Origin of the sequence: Corynebacterium sp. (assembly GCF_022712195.1) — a bacterium.
GTDB lineage: Bacteria > Actinomycetota > Actinomycetes > Mycobacteriales > Mycobacteriaceae > Corynebacterium.
Genome location: NZ_JALAGY010000057.1, coordinates 1 through 20,275, shown reverse-complemented (window position 1 = coordinate 20,275; position 20,275 = coordinate 1). Strand labels below are relative to the sequence as shown.

General features: G+C 67.1%; 15 protein-coding genes and 1 pseudogene. 4 read left to right on the top strand and 12 right to left on the bottom strand.

Annotated features, from left to right (window positions below):
- Positions 1-144 precede the first annotated feature (144 nt).
- The gene (locus Q0A34_RS06965) at positions 145-1,668 is read left to right on the top strand and encodes an NCS1 family nucleobase:cation symporter-1 (protein ID WP_291479278.1); all 1,524 of its coding nucleotides are present in this window, start codon (positions 145-147) and stop codon (positions 1,666-1,668) included.
- On the opposite strand, the gene Q0A34_RS06960 is transcribed toward Q0A34_RS06965, so the two are convergent.
- The 5 genes from Q0A34_RS06960 to Q0A34_RS06940 form a co-directional block, all read right to left on the bottom strand.
- Positions 1,652-2,842, bottom strand: a complete 1,191-nt coding sequence (locus Q0A34_RS06960; RefSeq protein ID WP_291479277.1) for an acyl-CoA dehydrogenase family protein — start codon at positions 2,840-2,842, stop codon at positions 1,652-1,654. The genes Q0A34_RS06965 and Q0A34_RS06960 overlap by 17 nt on opposite strands.
- Positions 2,839-6,081, bottom strand: a complete 3,243-nt coding sequence (locus tag Q0A34_RS06955) for a UvrD-helicase domain-containing protein (RefSeq protein ID WP_291479276.1) — start codon at positions 6,079-6,081, stop codon at positions 2,839-2,841. Before Q0A34_RS06955 ends, Q0A34_RS06960 begins: the two co-directional genes overlap by 4 nt.
- A complete protein-coding gene (locus tag Q0A34_RS06950) occupies positions 6,078-8,849 on the bottom strand; it encodes a PD-(D/E)XK nuclease family protein (protein ID WP_291479275.1) in 2,772 nt (923 codons plus the stop codon). Before Q0A34_RS06950 ends, Q0A34_RS06955 begins: the two co-directional genes overlap by 4 nt.
- Positions 8,850-8,935: 86 nt before the next feature.
- Positions 8,936-11,083: a hypothetical protein gene (locus tag Q0A34_RS06945; RefSeq protein WP_291479274.1), complete on the bottom strand. Its 2,148-nt coding sequence runs from the start codon at positions 11,081-11,083 to the stop codon at positions 8,936-8,938.
- 230 nt (positions 11,084-11,313) lie between these two features.
- Positions 11,314-11,475: a hypothetical protein gene (locus Q0A34_RS06940; protein WP_291479273.1), complete on the bottom strand. Its 162-nt coding sequence runs from the start codon at positions 11,473-11,475 to the stop codon at positions 11,314-11,316.
- A 115-nt stretch (positions 11,476-11,590) separates the two neighbouring features.
- Between Q0A34_RS06940 and Q0A34_RS06935 the strand changes: the two genes are divergently transcribed.
- Positions 11,591-12,280: a hypothetical protein gene (locus Q0A34_RS06935; RefSeq protein ID WP_291479272.1), complete on the top strand. Its 690-nt coding sequence runs from the start codon at positions 11,591-11,593 to the stop codon at positions 12,278-12,280.
- 95 nt (positions 12,281-12,375) lie between these two features.
- Here Q0A34_RS06935 and rpsT read toward each other — a convergent pair whose 3' ends face one another.
- The 6 genes from rpsT to Q0A34_RS06905 all read right to left on the bottom strand — a co-directional run bounded on the left by rpsT (position 12,376) and on the right by Q0A34_RS06905 (position 16,194).
- A complete protein-coding gene (rpsT, locus tag Q0A34_RS06930) occupies positions 12,376-12,642 on the bottom strand; it encodes a 30S ribosomal protein S20 (RefSeq protein WP_291479271.1) in 267 nt (88 codons plus the stop codon).
- 201 nt (positions 12,643-12,843) lie between these two features.
- Positions 12,844-13,863 carry a hypothetical protein gene (locus Q0A34_RS06925; RefSeq protein WP_291479270.1) on the bottom strand — a complete coding sequence of 340 codons (1,020 nt, stop codon included), beginning with the start codon at positions 13,861-13,863 and terminating at the stop codon, positions 12,844-12,846.
- Between the two features lie 46 nt (positions 13,864-13,909).
- Positions 13,910-14,542 carry a DNA-3-methyladenine glycosylase I gene (locus tag Q0A34_RS06920; protein ID WP_291479269.1) on the bottom strand — a complete coding sequence of 211 codons (633 nt, stop codon included), beginning with the start codon at positions 14,540-14,542 and terminating at the stop codon, positions 13,910-13,912.
- A complete protein-coding gene (locus Q0A34_RS06915; RefSeq protein WP_291479268.1) occupies positions 14,539-15,207 on the bottom strand; it encodes an alpha-ketoglutarate-dependent dioxygenase AlkB in 669 nt (222 codons plus the stop codon). The genes Q0A34_RS06920 and Q0A34_RS06915 overlap by 4 nt, the downstream gene beginning before the upstream one ends.
- Before the next feature lie 42 nt (positions 15,208-15,249).
- Positions 15,250-15,783 carry a type II toxin-antitoxin system PemK/MazF family toxin gene (locus tag Q0A34_RS06910; RefSeq protein ID WP_291479267.1) on the bottom strand — a complete coding sequence of 178 codons (534 nt, stop codon included), beginning with the start codon at positions 15,781-15,783 and terminating at the stop codon, positions 15,250-15,252.
- Between the two features lie 81 nt (positions 15,784-15,864).
- On the bottom strand, positions 15,865-16,194 hold the full coding sequence (locus Q0A34_RS06905) for a hypothetical protein (RefSeq protein ID WP_291479266.1): 330 nt from the start codon (positions 16,192-16,194) through the stop codon (positions 15,865-15,867).
- A 503-nt stretch (positions 16,195-16,697) separates the two neighbouring features.
- Between Q0A34_RS06905 and lepA the strand changes: the two genes are divergently transcribed.
- The gene (gene lepA / locus Q0A34_RS06900) at positions 16,698-18,548 is read left to right on the top strand and encodes a translation elongation factor 4 (RefSeq protein ID WP_291479265.1); all 1,851 of its coding nucleotides are present in this window, start codon (positions 16,698-16,700) and stop codon (positions 18,546-18,548) included.
- 571 nt (positions 18,549-19,119) lie between these two features.
- The gene (locus Q0A34_RS06895) at positions 19,120-19,539 is read left to right on the top strand and encodes a hypothetical protein (RefSeq protein WP_291479264.1); all 420 of its coding nucleotides are present in this window, start codon (positions 19,120-19,122) and stop codon (positions 19,537-19,539) included.
- Positions 19,540-19,583: 44 nt separating this feature from the next.
- On the opposite strand, the pseudogene Q0A34_RS06890 reads toward Q0A34_RS06895, so the two are convergent.
- A pseudogene (locus tag Q0A34_RS06890) lies at positions 19,584-20,275 on the bottom strand (IS3 family transposase); the annotation flags it as partial.

The window sequence follows — 20,275 nt, the reverse complement described above, 5'->3', positions numbered from 1 at the left end:
CCGACCGGACACCGCAGGTTTCCACGGTGTGACATCTTCGATGAATCGGCCCGCAGTGTGACGTGTCACCCCGGTGCGGCGTCCTGCGCGGTCTAGGGTTGGCCCTCACCACCCGTCCCTACCACCACAGATCCGGCGGCCCCCATGCGCGACACCGACGACCCAGGCATCCAGACCACCGACATCGACGCCACCACCGCGGACCCCGCACTGTTCAACGCGGATCTCGCCCCGATACCGGCGCACCACCGAAAATGGGGTGCCTTCGAGATCTTCAACGTCTGGACCAACGACGTCCAGTCCCTGGCCGGGTACACCCTGGCGGCGTCGCTGTTCATCGGCGCGGGCATCAGCGGATGGTACGTGTTCGCCGCGATCGTCCTCGCCGGCGTCATCGTCAACTGTCTCGTGAACCTGTCGGGTGCGCCGAGTGTGAGGCTCGGGGTGCCCTACGCGGTGATGGCGCGGATGTCGATGGGGGTACTCGGGGCACGCTTCCCCGCGCTGGTCCGCGGCGTCGTCGCGATCTTCTGGTACGGGGCGCAGACCTACTTCGCCTCCACCGCGGTGGCGCTGGCGATCAACTCCGCCCTCGGGTCCCCGGGCTCCGGCGAGTTCCTGGGGATGAACGCGGTGTCGTGGATCTCCTACGTCATCGTCGCCGTGCTCCAGGTCGCCCTGTTCAGCCGGGGCATCGACGCGATCACCCGATTCCTCAACGTCGCCGGGCCCGCCGTGTACGCGGTGATGGTGGTCCTGCTCGTGGTGATCTGGGTGCGCGCGGGCTCGGACATGCTGCCCGCGGTCGGGGCGATCTTCAACAGTGACGACGTGACCGGCTGGGCGGCGGTGTCGGCGTTCGTCGGCGTGGTCGGCACGATGGTCGCGTACTTCTCCGCGGTGATCATCAACTTCGGTGACTTCTCCAGGTTCTCGCGCTCGGAGAGGTCGATGCGCCGGGGGAACCTCGCCGGCCTGCCGCTGTCCCTGGCGTTCTTCACGTTCCTGGCGCTGTTCATCACCGCCGGCGCGTACGTGGTGTTCCAGGACGGCCGGGGCACCCCGATGGACAATCCGTCCGACATCGTGGGCCAGGCGGACTCGGTGGTGCTGTCGATCATCGCGGCGGTGACGTTCCTGGTGGCGACGGTGGGGGTGAACCTGGTGGCGAACTTCATCCCGCCGGCCTACGACATGGCGAACATGGCGCCGTCGAGGATCAGCTTCCGCCTCGGCGGGATCATCACCGCAGCCCTCGGTTTCGTCATCGGTGCACTGTGGGTGGCGGTGATCGACGACATCGGGCTGCCCACTTTCGTCGACACCCTGGGCGCGGTGCTGGCACCGCTGTACGGTGTGCTGGTCGTGGACTACTACGTGATCCGGCGCAGGCGGGTGGACCTGCGGGACGCCTTCACGCTGGACCCTGCCGGACCGTACTACTACCACCGGGGCTGGAACGTGAAGGGCCTGGTGGCCGTGGGTGTGGCCGCGGTCTTCGCCGTGCTCACCGTGTGGGTGCCGGCACTGCAGGACCTCTCCGGATTCGCCTGGCTGATCGGGGCCGCCCTGGGCGGGGTGCTGTACTTCGCGGTGATGGCCGGGGAACGTTCCAGGATTCGGGAAGCCCGGGGACCGGCAGCGGAGGAGGTCAGCCGCGGTTCCTGAAGGCCTGCTCGCCGGTGAGCGCCTGGCCGATGCTGAGCTGGTGCATCTCGGCGGTGCCCTCGTAGGTCAGCACGGACTCCAGGTTGTTGGCGTGGCGCAGCGGGGAGTACTCCAGGGTGACGCCGGAGGCGCCGAGCAGGGTGCGGCATTCCCGGGTGATGTCCAGGGCGACGCGGGTGGAGTTCAGCTTGCCGACGCTGACCTGGTGGGGCCGGAGCTCACCGGCGTCCTTCAACCGCCCGAGCTGCAGCGCGAGCAGGAAGGACTTGTCGAGTTCCACGGCCATGTCCGCCAGTTTCGCCTGGGTGAGCTGGAAGGAACTCAGGGGCTCGCCGAAGACCCGCCGGGCGGACACGTAGTCCAGGGTGGTGGCCAGGGCGTCCCGGGCCGACCCCAGGGCACCGAAGATGATCCCGTAGCGCGCCTCGTTGAGGCAGGTCAGCGGGCCGCGCAGCGAGTTCACGTGGGGGAGACGGCGGGACTCCGGGACGCGGCAGCCGTCGAGCACGATCTCACCGGTCACCGAGGCACGCAGGGAGAGCTTGCGGGTGATCTCCGGGGCGCTGAAGCCGTCGGTCCCGGCGTCGACGATGAACCCGGCGTAGCCGTCCTCGGTCCGTGTCCAGATGACGGCGACGTCGGCGACGGGGGCGTTGGTGATCCACATCTTGGTGCCGTTGAGGATCCAGTCGTCGCCGTCGCGGGTGGCGCGGGTGCGCATGCTGGCGGGGTCGGAGCCGGCGTCCGGCTCGGTCAGCCCGAAGCAGCCGACGGTGGTGCCGGCGGCCATTCCGGGCAGGTAGTGCTCCTTCTGCTCCTCGGAGCCCCAGTGGTGGATGGCGAACATCGCCAGGGAGCCCTGCACGGAGACCAGGGACCGCAGACCGGAGTCCACCGCCTCGATCTCCATGCACGCCAGGCCGTACTCGGTGGCGGAGGCCCCGGCGCACCCGTACCCGTCGAGGTGCATGCCGAGCACCCCCAGCTCGCCGAGCTTCGGTGCGAGGTCGCCGACGGGCAGGGTGCCGTCCTCGTACCATCCGGCGACGTTCGGGGTGAGTTCACGGGCGGCGAAGTCGGCGACGGTGTCGCGCAGCAGCCGTTCGTCGTCGGTGAGCAGGCTGTCGGCGTTGACGAGGCCGAGCGGTGTGGTGGTGGCGGTGGTGGGGGTCATGCGGTGGTCACTTCCAGGATCGTGCCGAGCAGGGGCAGGTGGATCAGGACGGCGGCCGGTGGGCGGCCGTCGATGTCGGTGAGCGCCTGCCGGTAGATGTCCATCTGACCGAGGTAGGTGGTGCGGACGTGTCCGACAGGGTCCTTGCCAGGGTACGTCTTGTGGTCGACGATGATCCGCCGGCCGTCCGGAAGGGTCAGCACCTGGTCCAGCCAGCCCTGGGCACGCTGGTGGCGGGGGTTGGTCCAGGCGAAGGGGACCTCGGTCGCGGCGACGGCACCGGGGTAGGCACCGCCCACCCAGGTCGTCCAGCGTTCACCGGCGGTGACGACCTGTCCCGGGGTGATGCGGTCGCCGACCCGCCACGTGTCGACCAGTCGGGAGGCCGCCGCCCGCCGCTGGTCGTCGGTGAGGTGCTCCAGGGGTGCGGCGAGGTAGGCGTGGACACAGTCGCCGACCTTGTTCCATTCCTCACCGCCACCGTTGACCAGGGCGTCGCCGAGGTCGGCGACCTCCTCGACGGACGCGGTGGCCAGGAGCCGGTCATCGGCCTCCACTCCGCTGGGGGCGAAGGTGGCGGGCAGGTGCGTGGCCGGGCCGGGGGCCGCGACCCGACGGCTGTCGAGCACGGCGGCGCGGGGTGGGGCGGTGTCCTGCCCTGCCGAGGTCCCGACGGTGGCGGGGTCGGCGGTGTCGATCGCGCGGACGGGGCAGCCGAGCAGCTCGGTGAGCTCGTCCTCGGCCAACCCGGTGTCGGCGAAGGGCTTCCACTTCCCGATGCCCGAGTAGGGGGCCAGTACCGTGCGGGTCCGCGAGCGGGTCAGCGCGACGTAGAGGACGCGCTGTTCCTCGACCATGTCGGCCTGACGACGCGAGGCCTGGGCCTCGGTGCCGGCCAGCAGCTCCTTGACCGCGCTGACACCGGTGACCGTCGCCGGCCAGAACCGGATCTCCCGTCCGGCGAGCGGGGCCTCCATGGTCAGTGGCGTGGTGGACTGGACCCACACCCCGGCGGGTGTGAAGCGGTCGCGGACGTCCGGCAGGGCCACGACCACCGTGTCCCACTCCAGCCCCTTGGACTGGTGGACGGTGTCGACGAACACCGCGCCCGGGTCGGCGGTGGGGGTGGAGACCACGTCCGAGGAGTCGAGGTAGGTGAGGAACCCGGCGGGGGTGGCGGGGCCGCTGCCGGACTCCGCTTCGGCGGTGTAGTCCTGCACGGCCCGCAGGATCCCGAGGACCGCGCCGGTCCTCTCCGTGGGGTCCGACCAGGTGGCGATCCGGCGCCGCAGGTCGAGGGCGTCGATCACCGCGCCGACGGTGTCGGAGACCGGGACCTCCGACAGAGTCGGCCGCAGGTCACGCAGCGCCGCCAGGGACCCGTCCTGTGACCACGTCGCCAGCTGTTCCCGTCGTTCCTCCCGGGTGCCCAGGGAGGTGAGCGTGTCGAACCAGGTGGTGTGGGCGGGATGCTCGTCGAGGAAGGTGACCAGCTCGATGAGCGCCTGGGTGTCACGCTCGTCCAGCAGCCAGGCGACGGCGGCACGAACAAGCTGGCCCTCCCGGGTCTGTGCCAGGGGAGTGCCGCCACCGGTGCAGGCGACACCGTGTCGGCGCAGTTCGGCGCGCAGCTCCGCGGCGTGTGTGTTGTTGCGCACCAGCACGGCCCGTCCCCTGTCGGGGACACCCTCCGACTTCTCCAGGGCGATCAGTCCCGCGGCGATGCGGGCGTACCAGGTGTCCTTGTTCTTCTTCGCCCCCTCGGCGGGGGTCCACAGGACGGTGGCCCCGCCGGAGCGTTCCTCCGCCAGGTGGTCGGGGACGGTGAGGGTCACGTTCTGGTCGGGGAAGAGACGGCTGAACAGGCGGTTCGACAGTCCCAGCGGTTCGGCGTGGGTGCGCCAGGAGTGGGACAGGGTCTCCGCGGTGCCGGCCAGCCCGTCCGGGTCGGTGATGGTCTCCACCGCGGCGTCCATGAGAGCGGGGTCGGAACCACGGAAACCGTAGATGGACTGCTTCGGGTCGCCGACCCAGATCACCTCCTCGACGAGCCCGGCGAGCTCGGTGAACAGGGCCAGCTGCAACGGACTGGTGTCCTGGAACTCGTCGACGACGAGGATGCGGTAGCGCGCGGCGAGGGTGGAACGCACGGCGGCGGTGGTCGCCGGGTCGACCCCCTCACCCCGCAGCAGCCGGAGGGTGAGCTGCTCCTGATCGGTGAAGTCGATCAGCCCGAGTGCGTTCTTGTAGTCGGCGTAGGCATCCAGGCAGGAGGCGGCGGTGTCGAAGACGAGGCGGACCAGCGCGTCCAGGTCGGCGCGCAGGTGCGGGTCCGCGGCGATGTCGTCGGTGCCGACGATCCCGCCGTAGGCCTCCTTGATCGGCTTGGTCGGGCTGTCGACACCGGGGACCTTGCCCTCGGCGGTGCGCAGCCAGTCCTTCCACGGGATACTGTGACGCTCACGTCGTACGCGGCGGGCGAAGCGGTCGAGGTCGGGCAGCCGGCTCTGCAGGCTCCCGGCCGAGCGCTTGGCGACCAGGCCGGACTCGATGTCGGCGCGGAGCTGGTCGGGGATGCGTTGGGCCGCACCGGCGAGCAGCGCCCTGGTGTCGATGCCGGTCCGGTCACCGCCGGCGGCAGGGGCGGCACTAGCCGAGCTGTCGAGGGCGAGGTGCAGTTCCCGGATGCTGGCTTCGGCGAACCCGGCGAGTTCCGTGGCGTCGATGTCGTTGGCACGGGCCTGCTCGGTGACGGTGTGTACCGTCCTCGCCCAGTTGACCCCGGAGCTGAAGTAGCTGCCGTCGCTGTCGTCGTCGTAGCCGGTGCGGGCGAGCAGGTCCCGGTGGGCGGTCTCCGCGTCGGCGATGATCCGGTCGGTGGCCAGGCGGAAGGCGTCCTTCTGCGACTGTTCGGTGAGGACGGAGAGCTCAGGGGAGCGACCGGCGTCCATGGCGAAGTCGGTGAGGATCCGGCCGGTCACGGAGTTCACCGTGCCGATCAGGGCGGTGGGCAGTGCGGCCGCCTGCTCGAGCAGTCCGTCGTCCACCAGCGTCCCGCGGATGCGTTCCTTGAGCTCCGCCGCCGCGGCGCGGGTGAAGGTCGTGGCGATGATCTGCGACGGGCGGTACGGGTGGGAGCCGTCGTAGTCGACGCGCCGGAGCCTCTCGGTGAGCAGCTCGGTGAGCCGGTAGGTCTTGCCGGAGCCGGCGGAGGCCTTGATGATCGTCCATGTGGTCATGAGAAGTCCCCCTGGGCGCCGGTGATCAGCGGGTAGTCGGTGTAGACGGCGTTCTTCTCCGGGAAGAACCCGGTGGTGCGTGCGTCGCGGAGCGCGGCGGTGTAGCCGGCGGTGGTCTCCTCGTCGTAGGGGGCGGTGGGGAAGGCGCCTCTCTTCGGGTTCTCCCAGGCCTGCCAGGCGTCCTGGATGACGAGGTTGCCGAGGTCGGTGACACGGCCGGCGCGCAGGTCGTCGAGGATCCGGTTGAGCCCGGCCACGGCGCGGTCCCAGAGTCCGTCGGCGTCCGGGGCGCCGGTGTCGGAGGGGTCCAAGGTGAGGGTCTCCGGGGCACCGAACCGTTCGTCGGTGGTGTCGAGACGGTTGTCGCGCAGGTTGAAGTAGGCGACGGGGACCTCGGCGAGGCGCTGGATGCCGTGCTCGTCGGCGACGGAGGCCGCGTACACCGCCAGCTGCAGGGCGGTGCCGTCCCGGACGGCGTCGCGGTACTTCTTCCTGGCGAACGTGTACTTCAGGTCGATCACGCCGGGCGTGCCGTCGGGCATGAGCACGTCCATGTCGCGAAGTCCGCCGAGTTCGAGCTCGCCCTCGGCCCCGTGGCTGCCGGTGAGGGTGGTGCTGAACGACGCCTCGACGGCACGGATGCGGATACCTGCCTCGGCGAGGGTGGTGAACAGCCCGGCGATGGACTGTTCGGCCAGCGCGAGCGTGGTGCCCAGTTCCCGGCTGCGTCCCGGCGTCAGCAGTTCCGCGGCGTACCAGGGGAGCAGCCGGCGAAGTTCGGCGGCGATCTCCCCGTGGTCCGCCGGGACCGTCACGGCGGTTCCGGCAGAACCGTCAGTTCCGGCAGCGCTGTCGAGATGCCGGTTGACGATGTTCTCCACGACGGTGTGCAGCCAGGTGCCGACCATCTGGTTGCCGGTGGGGATGGTGGCCAGACCGCCGGCGCGGATGCCGAGACGACGCTCCAGCAGCCACTCCAGGGGATGCACCAGGAGCTTCTCCCACTGGGAGAAGCTGAGACGGGTGGGCAGGAGGTGGTCGCCCGGCGTCACGCTGCGGGACACCGGGTCCGGGACGTCGACGCTCACCGGCCCGGGCACCGTGCGGTACTCCTCAGGAAGCCCGCCTTCCACGGTGAGCGGCTCACGCCCCTGCCGGTGCAGGTCGTCGATGAGGAAGGTCAGCGCAGGGTGCTGCGACCCGGTCTCACCGTCGACCGTCGCGGCGGTCAACGCGGTCACCTGACGGCGGCGACGGAGCGCGCGCAGCTGCGACTCGAGGACGAGACGGGCCTCGGCCTCAGGGTCAGGCAGGACGACACCCCGGTCCGACAGCCACGCCACCTCCACCGGACGGGCCCGGTCGCGGGGCGCGGCGGTGTCGTCCACGGGCAGCCACCACACGACCGGGGCACTGCCGGTGCCCAGGTGGGCGGGGTCGGTGACGACGTCGGCGCAGGCGTCGGCGCTGGACCGGACACTGATGCCGCCGTCACCTGTGAACTCCGCGATGACCTGGTCGAGCTCGCGGGAGGAGATGCGCCCGCCGAGGCCGGCGAGCAGGTCGCGTACCGGGGCGATGCGGCTGCCGACGTCCGAGGAGACCGACCTCCCGCGTCCCTGGGAGGTGAACCGGCGTTGCAGCCACTCCAGGTGGAACGAGACCTCCTTGGTGTCGAAGCCGTCGTCGTCGACGAGGGGGCGGTGCCGGATGAGGGTGTCGAAGTCGCGGATCCTCTGTGCGGTGTCCGGGCGGTCGGCGGTGTCGGCGAGGGCGTCGGACACCGCGGAATCCCAGGCGGGTCCGCCGACACCGGGCTGCTGGTTGAGGGCGTCGACGAGACGACGACGCAACGCGCCGGGGATCAGCGGGCTGGTCGTCCCGTCGACGGTGATGCCGGTGTTCAGCAGGCCGACGAGGGCGTGGATGTCGTGCGGGACGGTCATGGCCCGCAGGTACAGGGGGATCACCTGCGCATAGGAGGAGGTCTGCCTGTCGGCGACACCCAACGGCGGGTGGCCGATGCGCAGTCGTTCACTGTCCAGCAGTGCGGTGGATGCCCCGGCGACGACCGTGTGCCGGACGGACGCCTCGCTGAGGCCGGCGAGGTGGGCCGCGGCGACGGGGGCGGCGTCCCACGCGGTGTCCGAGGTGATCAGCGTGAGACCCTCCAGCGGTGGCGGGGCCGGCAGGGTGCCGATCTCGACGCCGAGAGCCCGCAGGTTCCCGATGACCCGGTGCCACACCGGGGGGAGGTCGCTGGGGTCGCCGTCCAGGTCCAGCCGGCTGATCCCCAGCGGCCAGGAGTCGTCGGTGGAGACGAGACGGCTGAGGGTCCTGTCGACCTCGCGCAGCACGTCGGCCGGGCCCGGCGACCAGCCGGGTTCGTCGTCCAGCCCCTGTTCGACGGTGCTGAGCAGCTGCAGGCGGTGGGGTGCGTCGGCGGTCGGCGCGGATGCGTCCCACCCGGCGCCCACGAGACTGTCCCGCCAGGACAGCAGCTCCCGGGCGACGGTCCAGGGGTCGGCACGGAAGCTCCCCACCGGCCAGCTGTGCGGGTCCGCCGCCTCGAGAACCCGGGTGAGGACGGCACGGTAGGCCGCGATACGCAGAGGTGCGTCGCACTCCGGTGCGGAGAGCGCCAGCCTGGTGGCGAGGATGCCGGTGAGTTGGGCAGGGCCCACGGTGACGGAGCCGAGACTGCCGGAGGTGGCGGCGGAATCGGCCCACCGGGCGGTGTCGAAGCCCCAGCCGAAGGTGATGTGCATGCAGTGGTTCCTTAAAGGTCTGGCAGGTGTTTCCGACATGCTAGTCGGTGGCACGGACACGAAACACGGAGACGGCGCCGAGACGGTCAGGAGTCCCCGCGTTGACGTGACCGGAGATAGACCAGTGACGCCGCGATGAACACGATGATGAAAGCTCCGGTCGCCCAGAACGGAATCGTCGAGTCCGTGGAGGGAAGGAGCTGGACGAGGCCGGGAACGGCGAAGACGATGGCCAGGAACCCCAGCGCCAGGTTCTGGGCGCTCTCGCTCTTCCTGCGGCGTTCTTCGGCCTCCTCCCTCTCCCTTCGCGTGGCCGCTTCATCTGCCCGGCGCTGCGCTTCCTCACGCCTGTTCTCGTCGTCCCGGAGTTTGGCGTCGAGTTCCGCCTGATTGCGGATCTCCCGGTCGAGCTCGATCTGACGCGAATTGAACTGGGTCGTGTAGACGGCCTGCCGGAGATCGAGTTCGTCCTTGACGTCGTTGTAGCGTTGAGCCGCACCGGTCGCCTGCCGTAGTTCCGTCATGAAGTCGGTCTCGAACTCGCGGTCCGGGACCGCGTCGAACCACAGGCGGTCACGGAAACGGACGAAGTCGGACTGGATCAACTGGAAGGTGTTCAGGTCCGCCATGAGTGCGTGGGCCTCATCGTCAGGTGCGGTACACGGAGGGGTGTCCCGGGCCGTCGATGCGGTGGAGAACCTGATGGCACGTAGCCGCTCCCCGATATTCGAGAGCATGGAGGTGGACTGGTGGACCAGGATCGCGAGGTCGACGAAGCGGGTGCTCGACAGCATCCACGGGCGGCAGTCCTGACGTGACGCAGCGGCGTTCCGGACGACACCTGTTCCGTTCGCCGTGGGGAGCATGGTCCAGTACTCGTATCGGCTGCGGTCCGGCGAGTCCTCCACGTCGGCGGAGTACCGGGGGATGCCCTCGGCGAACTCATCGGCACCGGACCCGAGTTCCCAGGCCCACATGTCGAGTTCACGCCACGCCGATTCGTCCTCCTCGCCGACATCACCGAACAGTTGAGGTTGCGGGTAGTTCCCGTGACCGGGAACAGCGCAGACGGTGCGGAGAGGTTGGCTGCTGCCCATTCCCCGCCACACAGGAATCTGCTCGCCCCCGGCAGAGGGCCGCATCGGCGCAGCGTCCGTCCCCGGGTTCGGGTACGCCCCGTCCAACCAGCCTCCCTTGTGCACGTAGGCGGAGAATCCCCTGTGCTGCCCGGTCGTTCCGGAGGGAAGCGGCAGCCCCTCGTTGAATGCGTGCACGGCCTGGTTCACGAAGAACGACAGAAGTCGAACCCTCTGATCTCCGGGTTTCGTGCTCGTACATGAAGCGGGAGCCTTGTCGGCCTTGTGGCGGGTGTGGTGGTCCCAGTCGCAGATGTCGAGGACATTGCGGGAGCGGTGGAGGGACTGCGAGATCTTCTCGAGAGTCGGTCCGTCACAGTTCTCCACCACGACATGGAGGACGAGGAAGTCGTGGGCGAGTTCGCCGGTCTCAGAGGTCCTGGTGTCCGCGTGGAAACGGTGGGTGACCATACCCCGGTACTGGAGGAACTCGGCGCAGACCAGGCTCACGGAGGGGGCTGAGGCACTGCAGTGATCTGCCGTGTAACCGTCGCGGACCCGGTACTTCGCGGTCGGGTGCGAGGGTTGCCCCTCCTCGCGGATGTTCGTGCCGGCGGGGGAGACCTTGTAGGTGTCGGCATCGAACATGTACCGGTGGCAACGCACGTCGTCGACCTGATTCGTGGCATTGTCTCCGGAGACGACGGCGCCCACGCTCCGTGACACGGCGCCCTTGGACGGGATCCCCTGGTCGACCTGGTGACTACCCACGGTCTGGGAGAGGGGACCCTTGAACCGGGCGCTGGCGGACTGGTGGAAGGTGCGCGGAGTGTACTCGTAGGAATCATCGCCGTCGCGTCCGAGGTCCGGCGCGAGGAAACGTCCGTCGACCTGGATGGGGGTCGTGATCGTCTGGATTCCGCGGAACCTTCCCGGTAACCAGGACGGACCGAGGTCGATGAATCTCTCGCCCGTCAGTGACGGCGGAAGCCTCCGTGCAGGAAAGGGCAGTGCGATGCTGAATACCGCCGCCCTCCAGTCGGGGAGTTCGGCGACATCGTAGGAGTCGTCGAGGACGAGTCGCATGCCGTGGCGCAGGAAGTCATTGTTGTAGTTGGTGCTGTTCCCGGAATTTCCCGACGTGACGGTTCTCTGCATTCGTGTCTCCCTGTCCGTGTGTTGCGGCTGTCGTCGAATACTGACGATTCCATGGCTGTGCGACCCCCGCAGGACAACTGAGGACCACTCCCCGACAGCGGGGAGAATGGAAACGCGGGCGGATACTCTGCGGAGCCATGGCAAAGAAAACGAATGGTCAGGATGAAGGACAGGGTTCCGACATCGAGGTCAGTGTCGGAGGAACGGGCGACTACTACGTCTACGCGCTCTCACGACGCCCGGTGGAGGAGGGCTTCAATCTCCGGAACGTCTTCTATGTGGGCAAGGGGAAAGGGAACCGGTGGAAAGCGCACTTCAAGGACACCTTGTCCGATCTGCGCCGGAAACAGGACGACCCGGAGATCGTCCTGAGCAAGGAAGAAGGAGACCATCCGGGAACTCTACGAGACCGGTGGAGACGACCTCGACATCGAACGGTACGCCTACCTGGTCGAATGGGGACTTTCCCAGGAGGAGGCACTGCGCACCGAAGCCCTGGTCATCAAGATGATGCGGACCTACGGCAACGAGCTGACGAATATGGTCGCGGGCCACCACGAGGCGGAGGTTCTCATGCCGGCCGGGGAGGTTCGGCGTTTCTATGCGGCGGAGAAGGAACGCGTGGAGCGGTTGAACGCGGCGGAGCTGGAGGACTTCGCCCCCCCCGGTGGCCCACGCTCGGACGAATGCGTCTGCGTGGTCGTGAAGGGCAGCAACGACGACATGTCCTTCAGGGAGGACGAGATTCTCGACGACGTGGCCGAGGACGGATTCCGGATCGCCTATACCGGCGAGAGGGGTGACGAGCCACGTCGCGGGTGGGATCCCCGCTGGCCGTGGACGGACGAGGAAGCTCGTGAGCGTGCACGCCACTACTGGACCGTACGCCCGGCGAACGCCGCGAACCTCAAGGAGATCGCCGACGAGGGGCGGCTGCAGCTCGCCCTGGCCATCAAGGACCGCCGGGCCAAGGAGACGGTGGTCCGGTACGTGTGGGACGTCGACGACTCGGAGGAACCCTGGCTCTGGTACCCCTACGGTGACAAGGACGCCGGCAAGGTCGGCTTCCCTCTGGGAAGGTCGTATGACGAGGCGGAAGACCCCTGGCTCGGCAAGGCCCTGGTGCAGGGAGACAAGGACTGGTCCATCTTCGTGAACCGGCAGTCGGGGATCTGCTACGTCAGTTTCCAGGACTGAGGTCGTGACAGACCGTCCCCCGGGACCGTCAGAAAACCCCGCACCCGGTGTGAACCGGGAGCGGGGTTGTTCTCGCTGGCGACAGCCGGGGGTGTCTAGCCCTCGAGCTTGTTCAGCTGGGCGGCCAGGCCGGACTTCTTGTTGGCCGCGTTGTTCTTGTGGATGACACCCTTGGTGGCGGCCTTGTCGTACAGGCGGTTGGTGATACGCAGCTGTGCGGTGGCGGCGTCCTTGTCGCCGGCGGCGACGGCGGTCTCGAACTTGCGGGTCTCGGTGCGCAGGCGGGAGCGGACGGCCTGGTTGCGCTTACGGGAGGCCTCGTTGGTGAGGACGCGCTTCTTCTGCTGCTTGATGTTAGCCATGGGGCTTACCTCTTTCTGAACGGTGAATCGGTGATCGTTCGCCACTTCCACCCGGGTATGCCGCGCACACGGTCTCTGACAACCGGCCCAAGGTCCTGCCGGTTGCGGTGCACGCGCCGCGAGTGGTCGCGGGTCAACCTGACGAACTCTACCAGCCCCGACGAGCTGGCCGAAATCCGGTGGTGCCGTCGGCGGTCGCCGTCACGGCTCATTCAGGTCGCGGGTACGCCGGTCGTCCGCCGGCGGGTAGACCATGCGCTGCGGCATCGCGCCGGTGAGCATCGCCTCGGTCTCGGCGGCGGCGTCCAGCACCGCGCGCCAACGGAACTCCTTCGGCAGACGGTCCACCGCCCCCAGCGCGCCGGAGTCCGGCAGGTGGGGGATCAGGCCGGCCCTGGCGAAGGCCACCATGCCCACCGTCATCGCCTCCTGGGCCTGCACCTCCGTGAAATGCCGGCTGGTCAGCAGGTCCGGGTCCACCAGGCGGGACGGCAGCCACCAGTGGCTCGTGGTGGGCATGTCCGGTGGCCACAGCATGGCACTGTCCGACCAGGTGCGCGGGTCCGACCAGACCTGCGGGGCGTGTGCCAGGAAGATGTGGCCGAGCACCTCGGCGACGACGGCGAGGGAGTCCGCCGCCCCCGGCCCGCCGAGCTCAGGGGCCAGCCGCAGCACGTACCAGGCCGAGGTGGTGTCGAGGTCCTCCGGTGGGACGGTGCCCGGCAGTGCGGTGTGCACGTTCAGGGTGAAGGGGCCGGTGCGCTCGACCTGCGCCGGGTCGTCCTGCATCTCCACGACCATGCCGATGCCGCGCAGCCGGTCGACGAGGGTGGGCCAGACCTCCTCCGCGGGGAGGGTGGGGGTCTCGTTCTGCCGGTAGCCGGAGTCCTCGATGTCGGCGATGAGGTCGATGTCGAGAACGTAGGGCTCCGACAGGGAGATCCGTGCGGCACCCTCGGCGGCACGGTAGCCGTTGGAGTAGGCCTCGATCTCCGGGACGAGGCGCGCGGTGCGGGCGGTGGTGGGGGCGTTGTGCCGGTAGCGGGCGCGGTAGCGGCGGAAGATCTGCATCGTCGCCTCGACGGCGTCGGCCAGGGGCAGCTCGCGTTGGCGCACGGCGAAGTCCAGGAGGACGGGGACGGTGGCGTGGCGTTCCCGGGCGTTGCGGAGGCTCCACATCTCGATCTCGAGGGCCTCGAAGGGGGTCATGCTCTTCGTCATCGTGTGTTCGCCTGCCTTCCTGTTTTGCAGACGATAGTACACGCGTCTACCAGGGATCTCCGGCGCGTCTGCCGTAGGTGTCCCACAGTCCGGAGCATCCGCGCCGGTGGGAGCCGAGCAGGTGGGTGTCGACCAGCCCGGCCGCCTCCATCAGGGCGAACATGGTGGTGGGGCCGACGAACACGAAACCCTCCCTCTTCAGTGCCTTCGACAGGGCGTGAGACTCCGGCGAGGTGGTCGGGACGTCCTCGACACTCCCGGGCAGCGGCGTGCGCTCCGGGCGGAAGGACCACACGAACTCGGCCAGCCCGGTTCCGGCACCGTAGCGGTCCCGTAGTGCGACGGTGGCCCGGGCGTTGGTGACGGTGGCGCGGATCTTGCGGGCGTTGCGGACGATGCCCGCGTCCTGCAACAGGGCGGTGACCTCGTCCTCACCGAACCCGGCGACCACGTCCGGGTCGAAGCCGGCGAAGGCGGCGCGGAAGGCGGGGCGTTTGCGCAGGATCGTCGCCCAGCTCAGCCCGGACTGGAAGGCCTCCAGACTGACGCGTTCGAGCAGTCCGCGCTCGTCGGTGACCGGCACACCCCACTCGGTGTCGTAGTACCCGCGCAGCAGGTCGGACGCCGCCGCCCACGCGGGACGCGCCAGGCCGTCCTCCCCGGTCACCAGGGAGGTCATCCCTTCATCCCCGTCTGGCGCAGGGTGATGTTCAGCCGGCCGCTGATCTCCAGCTCGTAGGGGGCGGTGTTGGGGTACACCTTCGTCACCCCGTGGTAGTTGCGTCGGGCGGGGCCGCCGAAGACGAACAGGTCCCCGGAGGCCAGCCACAGGTCCGTGTAGGGGCGGTTGCGGGTCTCGGCGTTGCCGAAGCGGAAACGGCAGGTGTCGCCGATGGACAGGGACACCACCGGGGCGTCGGAGCGTTCGTCGGCGTCGCGGTGCATACCCATCTTCGCCGCCTCACGGTAGTGGTTCACCAGGGCGACGTCCGGGGTGTAGGACGCGGCGAGGGCGGCGTCGCCCGTGGTCTCGGCGACCGCGCGGCGCCCCAGTTCCACCAGCCACTCCGGCACGGGCAGGACATGCGCGTTGTTCACTTCCACGGCGCGGCGGGTGTAGCGACCCGGCGCCCAGTGCCAGCCGAGACAGAGCATCGACACGCTCATCGGATGGCCGTGGATCACCGGGGAGTGGGGCGGGACGGGGCCCTTGGCCCAGGCGGCGTACTGGGCGAGGATCCAGCGCTGCTGGGCGCTGTCTAGCCAGGCGGAGCGGTGGTGGGCGCCGTCCGGCAGGTCGGAGGCGGGGGAGTGCAGGTCGAACAGTGTGGGTTGGTCAGTCATTCTGTCTCTGGTTGTGGCTGGACGGGTGAGCGGAGAGAGGTCTCAGGACCAGCCGTAGTTGCGGCGCAGGACGTTGGCGAGGCGCTCGTAACGGCGCTCCGGCATGGACACGCCGCGGCGTTGGATCGACGCCTCGGGGATCTCGATGATGCGGTCGGTGCGGGCCCAGCACTCGTTGCCGCGCGGGTCCCACAGGCCGGCGCCGATGGCGACCCAGTTGTCGTCCTCGGCGTGCTCCGGGTTGGAACTGATGAGCATACCCAGCAGCGTGTGGCGGTTGCGGCCCACCACCACGCAGGCGCGCAGCTCCGGGGTGGCCTCCCGGTTCGGCAGGACGTGGTACCAGACGACCTCGCCGGGATCGGCCTGCCCGTCCATGTCCGGGGCGTAGATCACCGGGCGGGCGTGGTCCTCGGTGGGGGTGGTGACGGTGACGGCGCGGACGGCGGTCTCGGTGTGAGCGGACTGGTCGAGGCCCAGGTTGGCGTGGAGTTCGGCCAGGCCCGTGTCCAGGTTGCCACGGTGGTGGAAGTAGCGCTCGAGGATCCGGCGCAGGGGATTCCGTACGGAATTCATGGTGACCACTCTAGCGCGGGGGCCGGACACGGATTGTGTGTGGTGGTCGCGGGGCGGTGGGGCAGGCTGGGGAGGCGGGAACTACTGCTGCCAGGGGTCATTGTCTCGGCAGTAGGCGGCGTCGTTCACGCTGATGCATTCAGCCCACCAGCTCTGACCAGCCTGTCGATCCGCCGCGATATCCGGTGACTCGCTGTCGGCACCTCCCCGGTTGAATACGTCGTCTTCGGTCCAGTTCGGGTCCACATTGCCGAACGGATAGTCGGGGAACTGGCCGCTGGCTTCCATCGCGTCCTCCATCCGCTGCTGGCAGGAGGCGGTGTAACCGCTGGTCCCGTCGCTGTAGAACGTGGTGCCGGGTTGGTACAGGGTGTAGTCCGTGGCGCAGGTCGCGGTCGGGGCACTGTCCACGGCAGGAGCGGGTTCAACAGCCTCGGGTGTACCGCCTGCCGTGGGGTTCGGTTCCCGCTCAGGAGCGGACGAGCTGCTGGAGGATGAGCTCGACGTTGAACTCGTCGTGGAGCCGGTGGACGACGGAACAGAGTCCTCGCCGGTTCCCCCTCCGCCACATGCTGCGAGTGTGAGCGTGCTGACAGCACCGGTCGTGACGACGAAACTGCGGAGGCGCATGGTTGGTCTTCCTGTGTGGGCCCGGAGTGGGGACGACGGCGGTCTGGCGTCGTAGGCGCCCAGACCAATTTTGTCATAGATACTACCCTGCGTTCAGTGAAACATCAGCATCGGAAGGAGTCCCGCAGCTGACCGCATCGGCGTCGTTGAACCGGGGCCGGCCACTGCAAGGAGCTGACGGATACGACACCAACTCCGTCACCGCCGCACGGTAGACTCGGCCTGATATCTTCCTGCCGCGGCGATCCGGGGCAGGACCATGCACCACCAGGAGGACGACACCTATGGCCCCCAAGCAGAAGAACTACGCCCGCGAGACGTTCACTGACCCCTCGCGGATCCGGAACTTCTGCATCATCGCGCACATCGACCACGGCAAGTCCACCCTGGCCGACCGCATCCTGCAGATGTCGGGGGTCATCGATGACCGGGACATGCGCGACCAGTACCTCGACAACATGGACATCGAGCGCGAGCGTGGCATCACCATCAAGGCGCAGAACGTCCGGCTGCCGTGGGTGCCGAAAAGCTGTGCCCACAAGGACGAGGAGCTGGTGCTCCACCTGATCGACACACCGGGCCACGTGGACTTCACCTACGAGGTCTCCCGCGCGCTGGAGGCGTGTGAGGGTGCGATCCTGCTGGTGGACGCCGCCCAGGGCATCGAGGCGCAGACGTTGGCGAACCTGTACCTGGCGATGGACAAGGACCTGGAGATCATCCCGGTCCTCAACAAGATCGACCTGCCGGCCGCGGACCCGGACAAGTACGCCCTGGAGATCGCGAACATCATCGGCTGTGAGCCGGAGGACGTCATGCGGATCTCGGCGAAGACGGGCGAGGGCATCCCGGACATGATCGACAAGGTGTGTGAGCTCGTGCCCGCCCCGCAGGGCGACCAGGACGCCCCCGCCCGTGCGCTGATCTTCGACTCCGTGTACGACATCTTCCGTGGTGTGGTGACCTACATCCGCATGATGGACGGCACCCTGGAGCCGCGCCAGAAGATCGAGATGATGTCCACCGGTGCCACGCATGAGGCGCAGGAAGTCGGCATCATTTCACCGCAGCCGGAGAAGTCCAAGGGTCTGGGTGTCGGCGAGGTGGGCTACATCATCACCGGCGCGAAGGACGTTCGCCAGTCGAAGGTGGGTGACACGGTCACCTGGGCGGTGAACGGTGCGACGGAGCCGCTGACGGGCTACCGCGAGCCGACGCCGATGGTGTACTCGGGTCTGTTCCCGATCTCTGCGAACCAGTACCCGGAGTTGCGCGAGGCGATCGAGAAGCTGCAGCTGAACGACGCGTCCCTGACGTTCGAGCCGGAGACGTCCACGGCGCTGGGCTTTGGCTTCCGTTGTGGCTTCCTGGGGCTGCTGCACATGGAGATCACGCGTGACCGTCTGGAGCGGGAGTTCGACCTGGACCTGATCTCCACTGCACCGTCGGTGGTGTACCGCGTGGTGGGGGAGGACGGGGCGGAGATGCATGTCCAGAACCCGTCGGACTGGCCGGAAGGGAAGCTCCGGGAGATCTATGAGCCGATGGTGGACCTCACGGTGATCGTGCCGGAGGAGTTCCTGGGCGGGACGATGGAACTCTGCCAGTCGAAGCGTGGGCAGATGAAGAACATGGACTTCCTGTCGACAGACCGTGTGGAGCTGCGCTACCGGATGCCGCTGGGTGAGATCGTGTTCGACTTCTTCGACATGCTGAAGTCCCGGACGAAGGGTTACGCGTCGCTGAACTACGAGGAGAACGGCGAGCAGGAGGCGAACCTGGTGAAGGTGGACATCCTGCTGCAGGGGGAGCCGGTGGATGCGTTCAGCGCGATCGTGCATCGGGATCACGCCCTGCATTATGGCAACAAGATGACGAAGAAGCTCAAGGAGCTGATCCCTCGCCAGCAGTTCGAGGTACCGGTGCAGGCCGCGATCGGCTCGAAGATCATCGCGCGTGAGAACATCCGCGCTTTGCGCAAGGACGTGCTTTCCAAGTGTTACGGTGGTGACATCTCCCGCAAGAAGAAGCTCCTGGAGAAGCAGAAGGAAGGCAAGAAGCGCATGAAGTCCATCGGGTCCGTGTCAGTCCCGCAGGAAGCGTTTGTTGCTGCGTTGAGCACAGATGAAGGCTAGCGTGCAGAAAACCGATATGAAAAGTTAAAGGCCTCGGGATATAGTCTATTACTGCTTTGAGGCATCAGGATAGAGAAATCGACTAATGCAGTAGCCTCAATGCGAGGCTATCGGTACCAAGAAATTTTAGCTCTCAACCTTTTGCTTGAATCTATATCGACCCATAGGGGGAGGATCCATGAGTGTAGCGTCCGTATCGAAGGCGACGAAGACGTATGTAATCAAATACCCGGGGAAGTGCAGTACATACAGGTTAAAAATTCAGAATCGGGGAGCGCTAATGAGAAAACGCTGCGCACGAATGATGAGTTTTGGGGAACAGTCGGACACTGGATAGATCTATATATCAGGGATGGGAAAACAAACTCTGACACAAAGTTTATCTTCCATGCGGTCTACAGGTTCAAAGTCAATCCCCATGACGTACTTCGGCCGATAGATAGAATGCATGCCGAGGAGCTGAATAGAGAAATTGAAAAGAGGGTCGAGAGGTCGACTTTCCAAGCGGGAAAGAAGCGGTCATATTACGGCCTTATCCATTCGGTAAAAGATAAGTGGGGCAGACTCTCGGATGGAGAAAAAAAAGGACTTCTGTTCAAGGTTATCCTTGCGTGACTGTCAGCTGGGAGAAAGCCAGCTTCTTGATGAAATACTCTCGAAACTAAGATTTAAAACTGTAAACAGCACGACGCCGGAACTTGAAATCGTGAACACTGTTTTTGGCTGGTGGGAAACGGTAAAGGCCGAGGCCAAGAGAAATGGTCTTGAAGAATATGCATTCGCAGAAGCAAGCGAATTGTCCGGCATCCTGGATCAAGTCGCACAAATGCGATTAGTCGATGGACTAACATTTTCAGAGTATCAGCGACTCGAGGAATCAAACCAGATAGACATCCCTAAAGAATTAGATGTCTCCGCATATGCCGAAAAGATTCGAGCTCACCTCCCATACGACGATGGCCTTCCCCGCAAATCGTGGACAGGTAACTAAGCTGCCTCAGGTTCCTCAGCAGCAGGGTTGTTGAGCAGATTCATCTCGAACTCCACCGGCGGAACATAGCCCAGCGCGGAGTGCAGTCGCCGACGGTTGTACCGGGACTCGATCCAGTCGCCGACCTTCAACCTGGCCTCCGCCCGGGTAGGCCACTTCCTCCGGTCGTAGAACTGAAGTTTTCAGCGTCGCCCACACGCTCTCGGCCATCGCATTGTCTTAAGCCACACACCGGTCCGCCCGACCGACTGCAGGATCTCCAGGTCGCGGCAGACTGTGAACATGTCATCACTGGTGAATTCGGTACCCCGATCAGCATGGAACACCACACCCTCGGGAACTTCCCCACGCAGTGTGTGAGCCATTTTCAGCGCCTTGGCGACCAGGAAGGTGCCCATGCGTGAGTCCATCGCCCAGCCCAAAATCCGTCGGGAATGCGCATCGGTGACTGCCGCCAGGTACAGCCAGCCCTCACCGGTGCGCAGGTAGGTGATGTCGACAAATCCAGACGCGGTTGAGCCCGCCCTGGTCCCAGCCTCTCTTGACCCGGTCAGGGATCTTGTAGGTGTCCACACCGGGGATCGTGGTCACCGGAGTGAACTTCTTCGGACTGATGCCCTCCAGGCCCTGGCGCAGCATCGATTTCGCGACGGTCTTCCGGTCAACGAAGGTCCCCTCACGGGCGAGCTGGGCGTGGACTCTGGGAGCTCCGTAGACGTCATCGGACTCGGCGAAG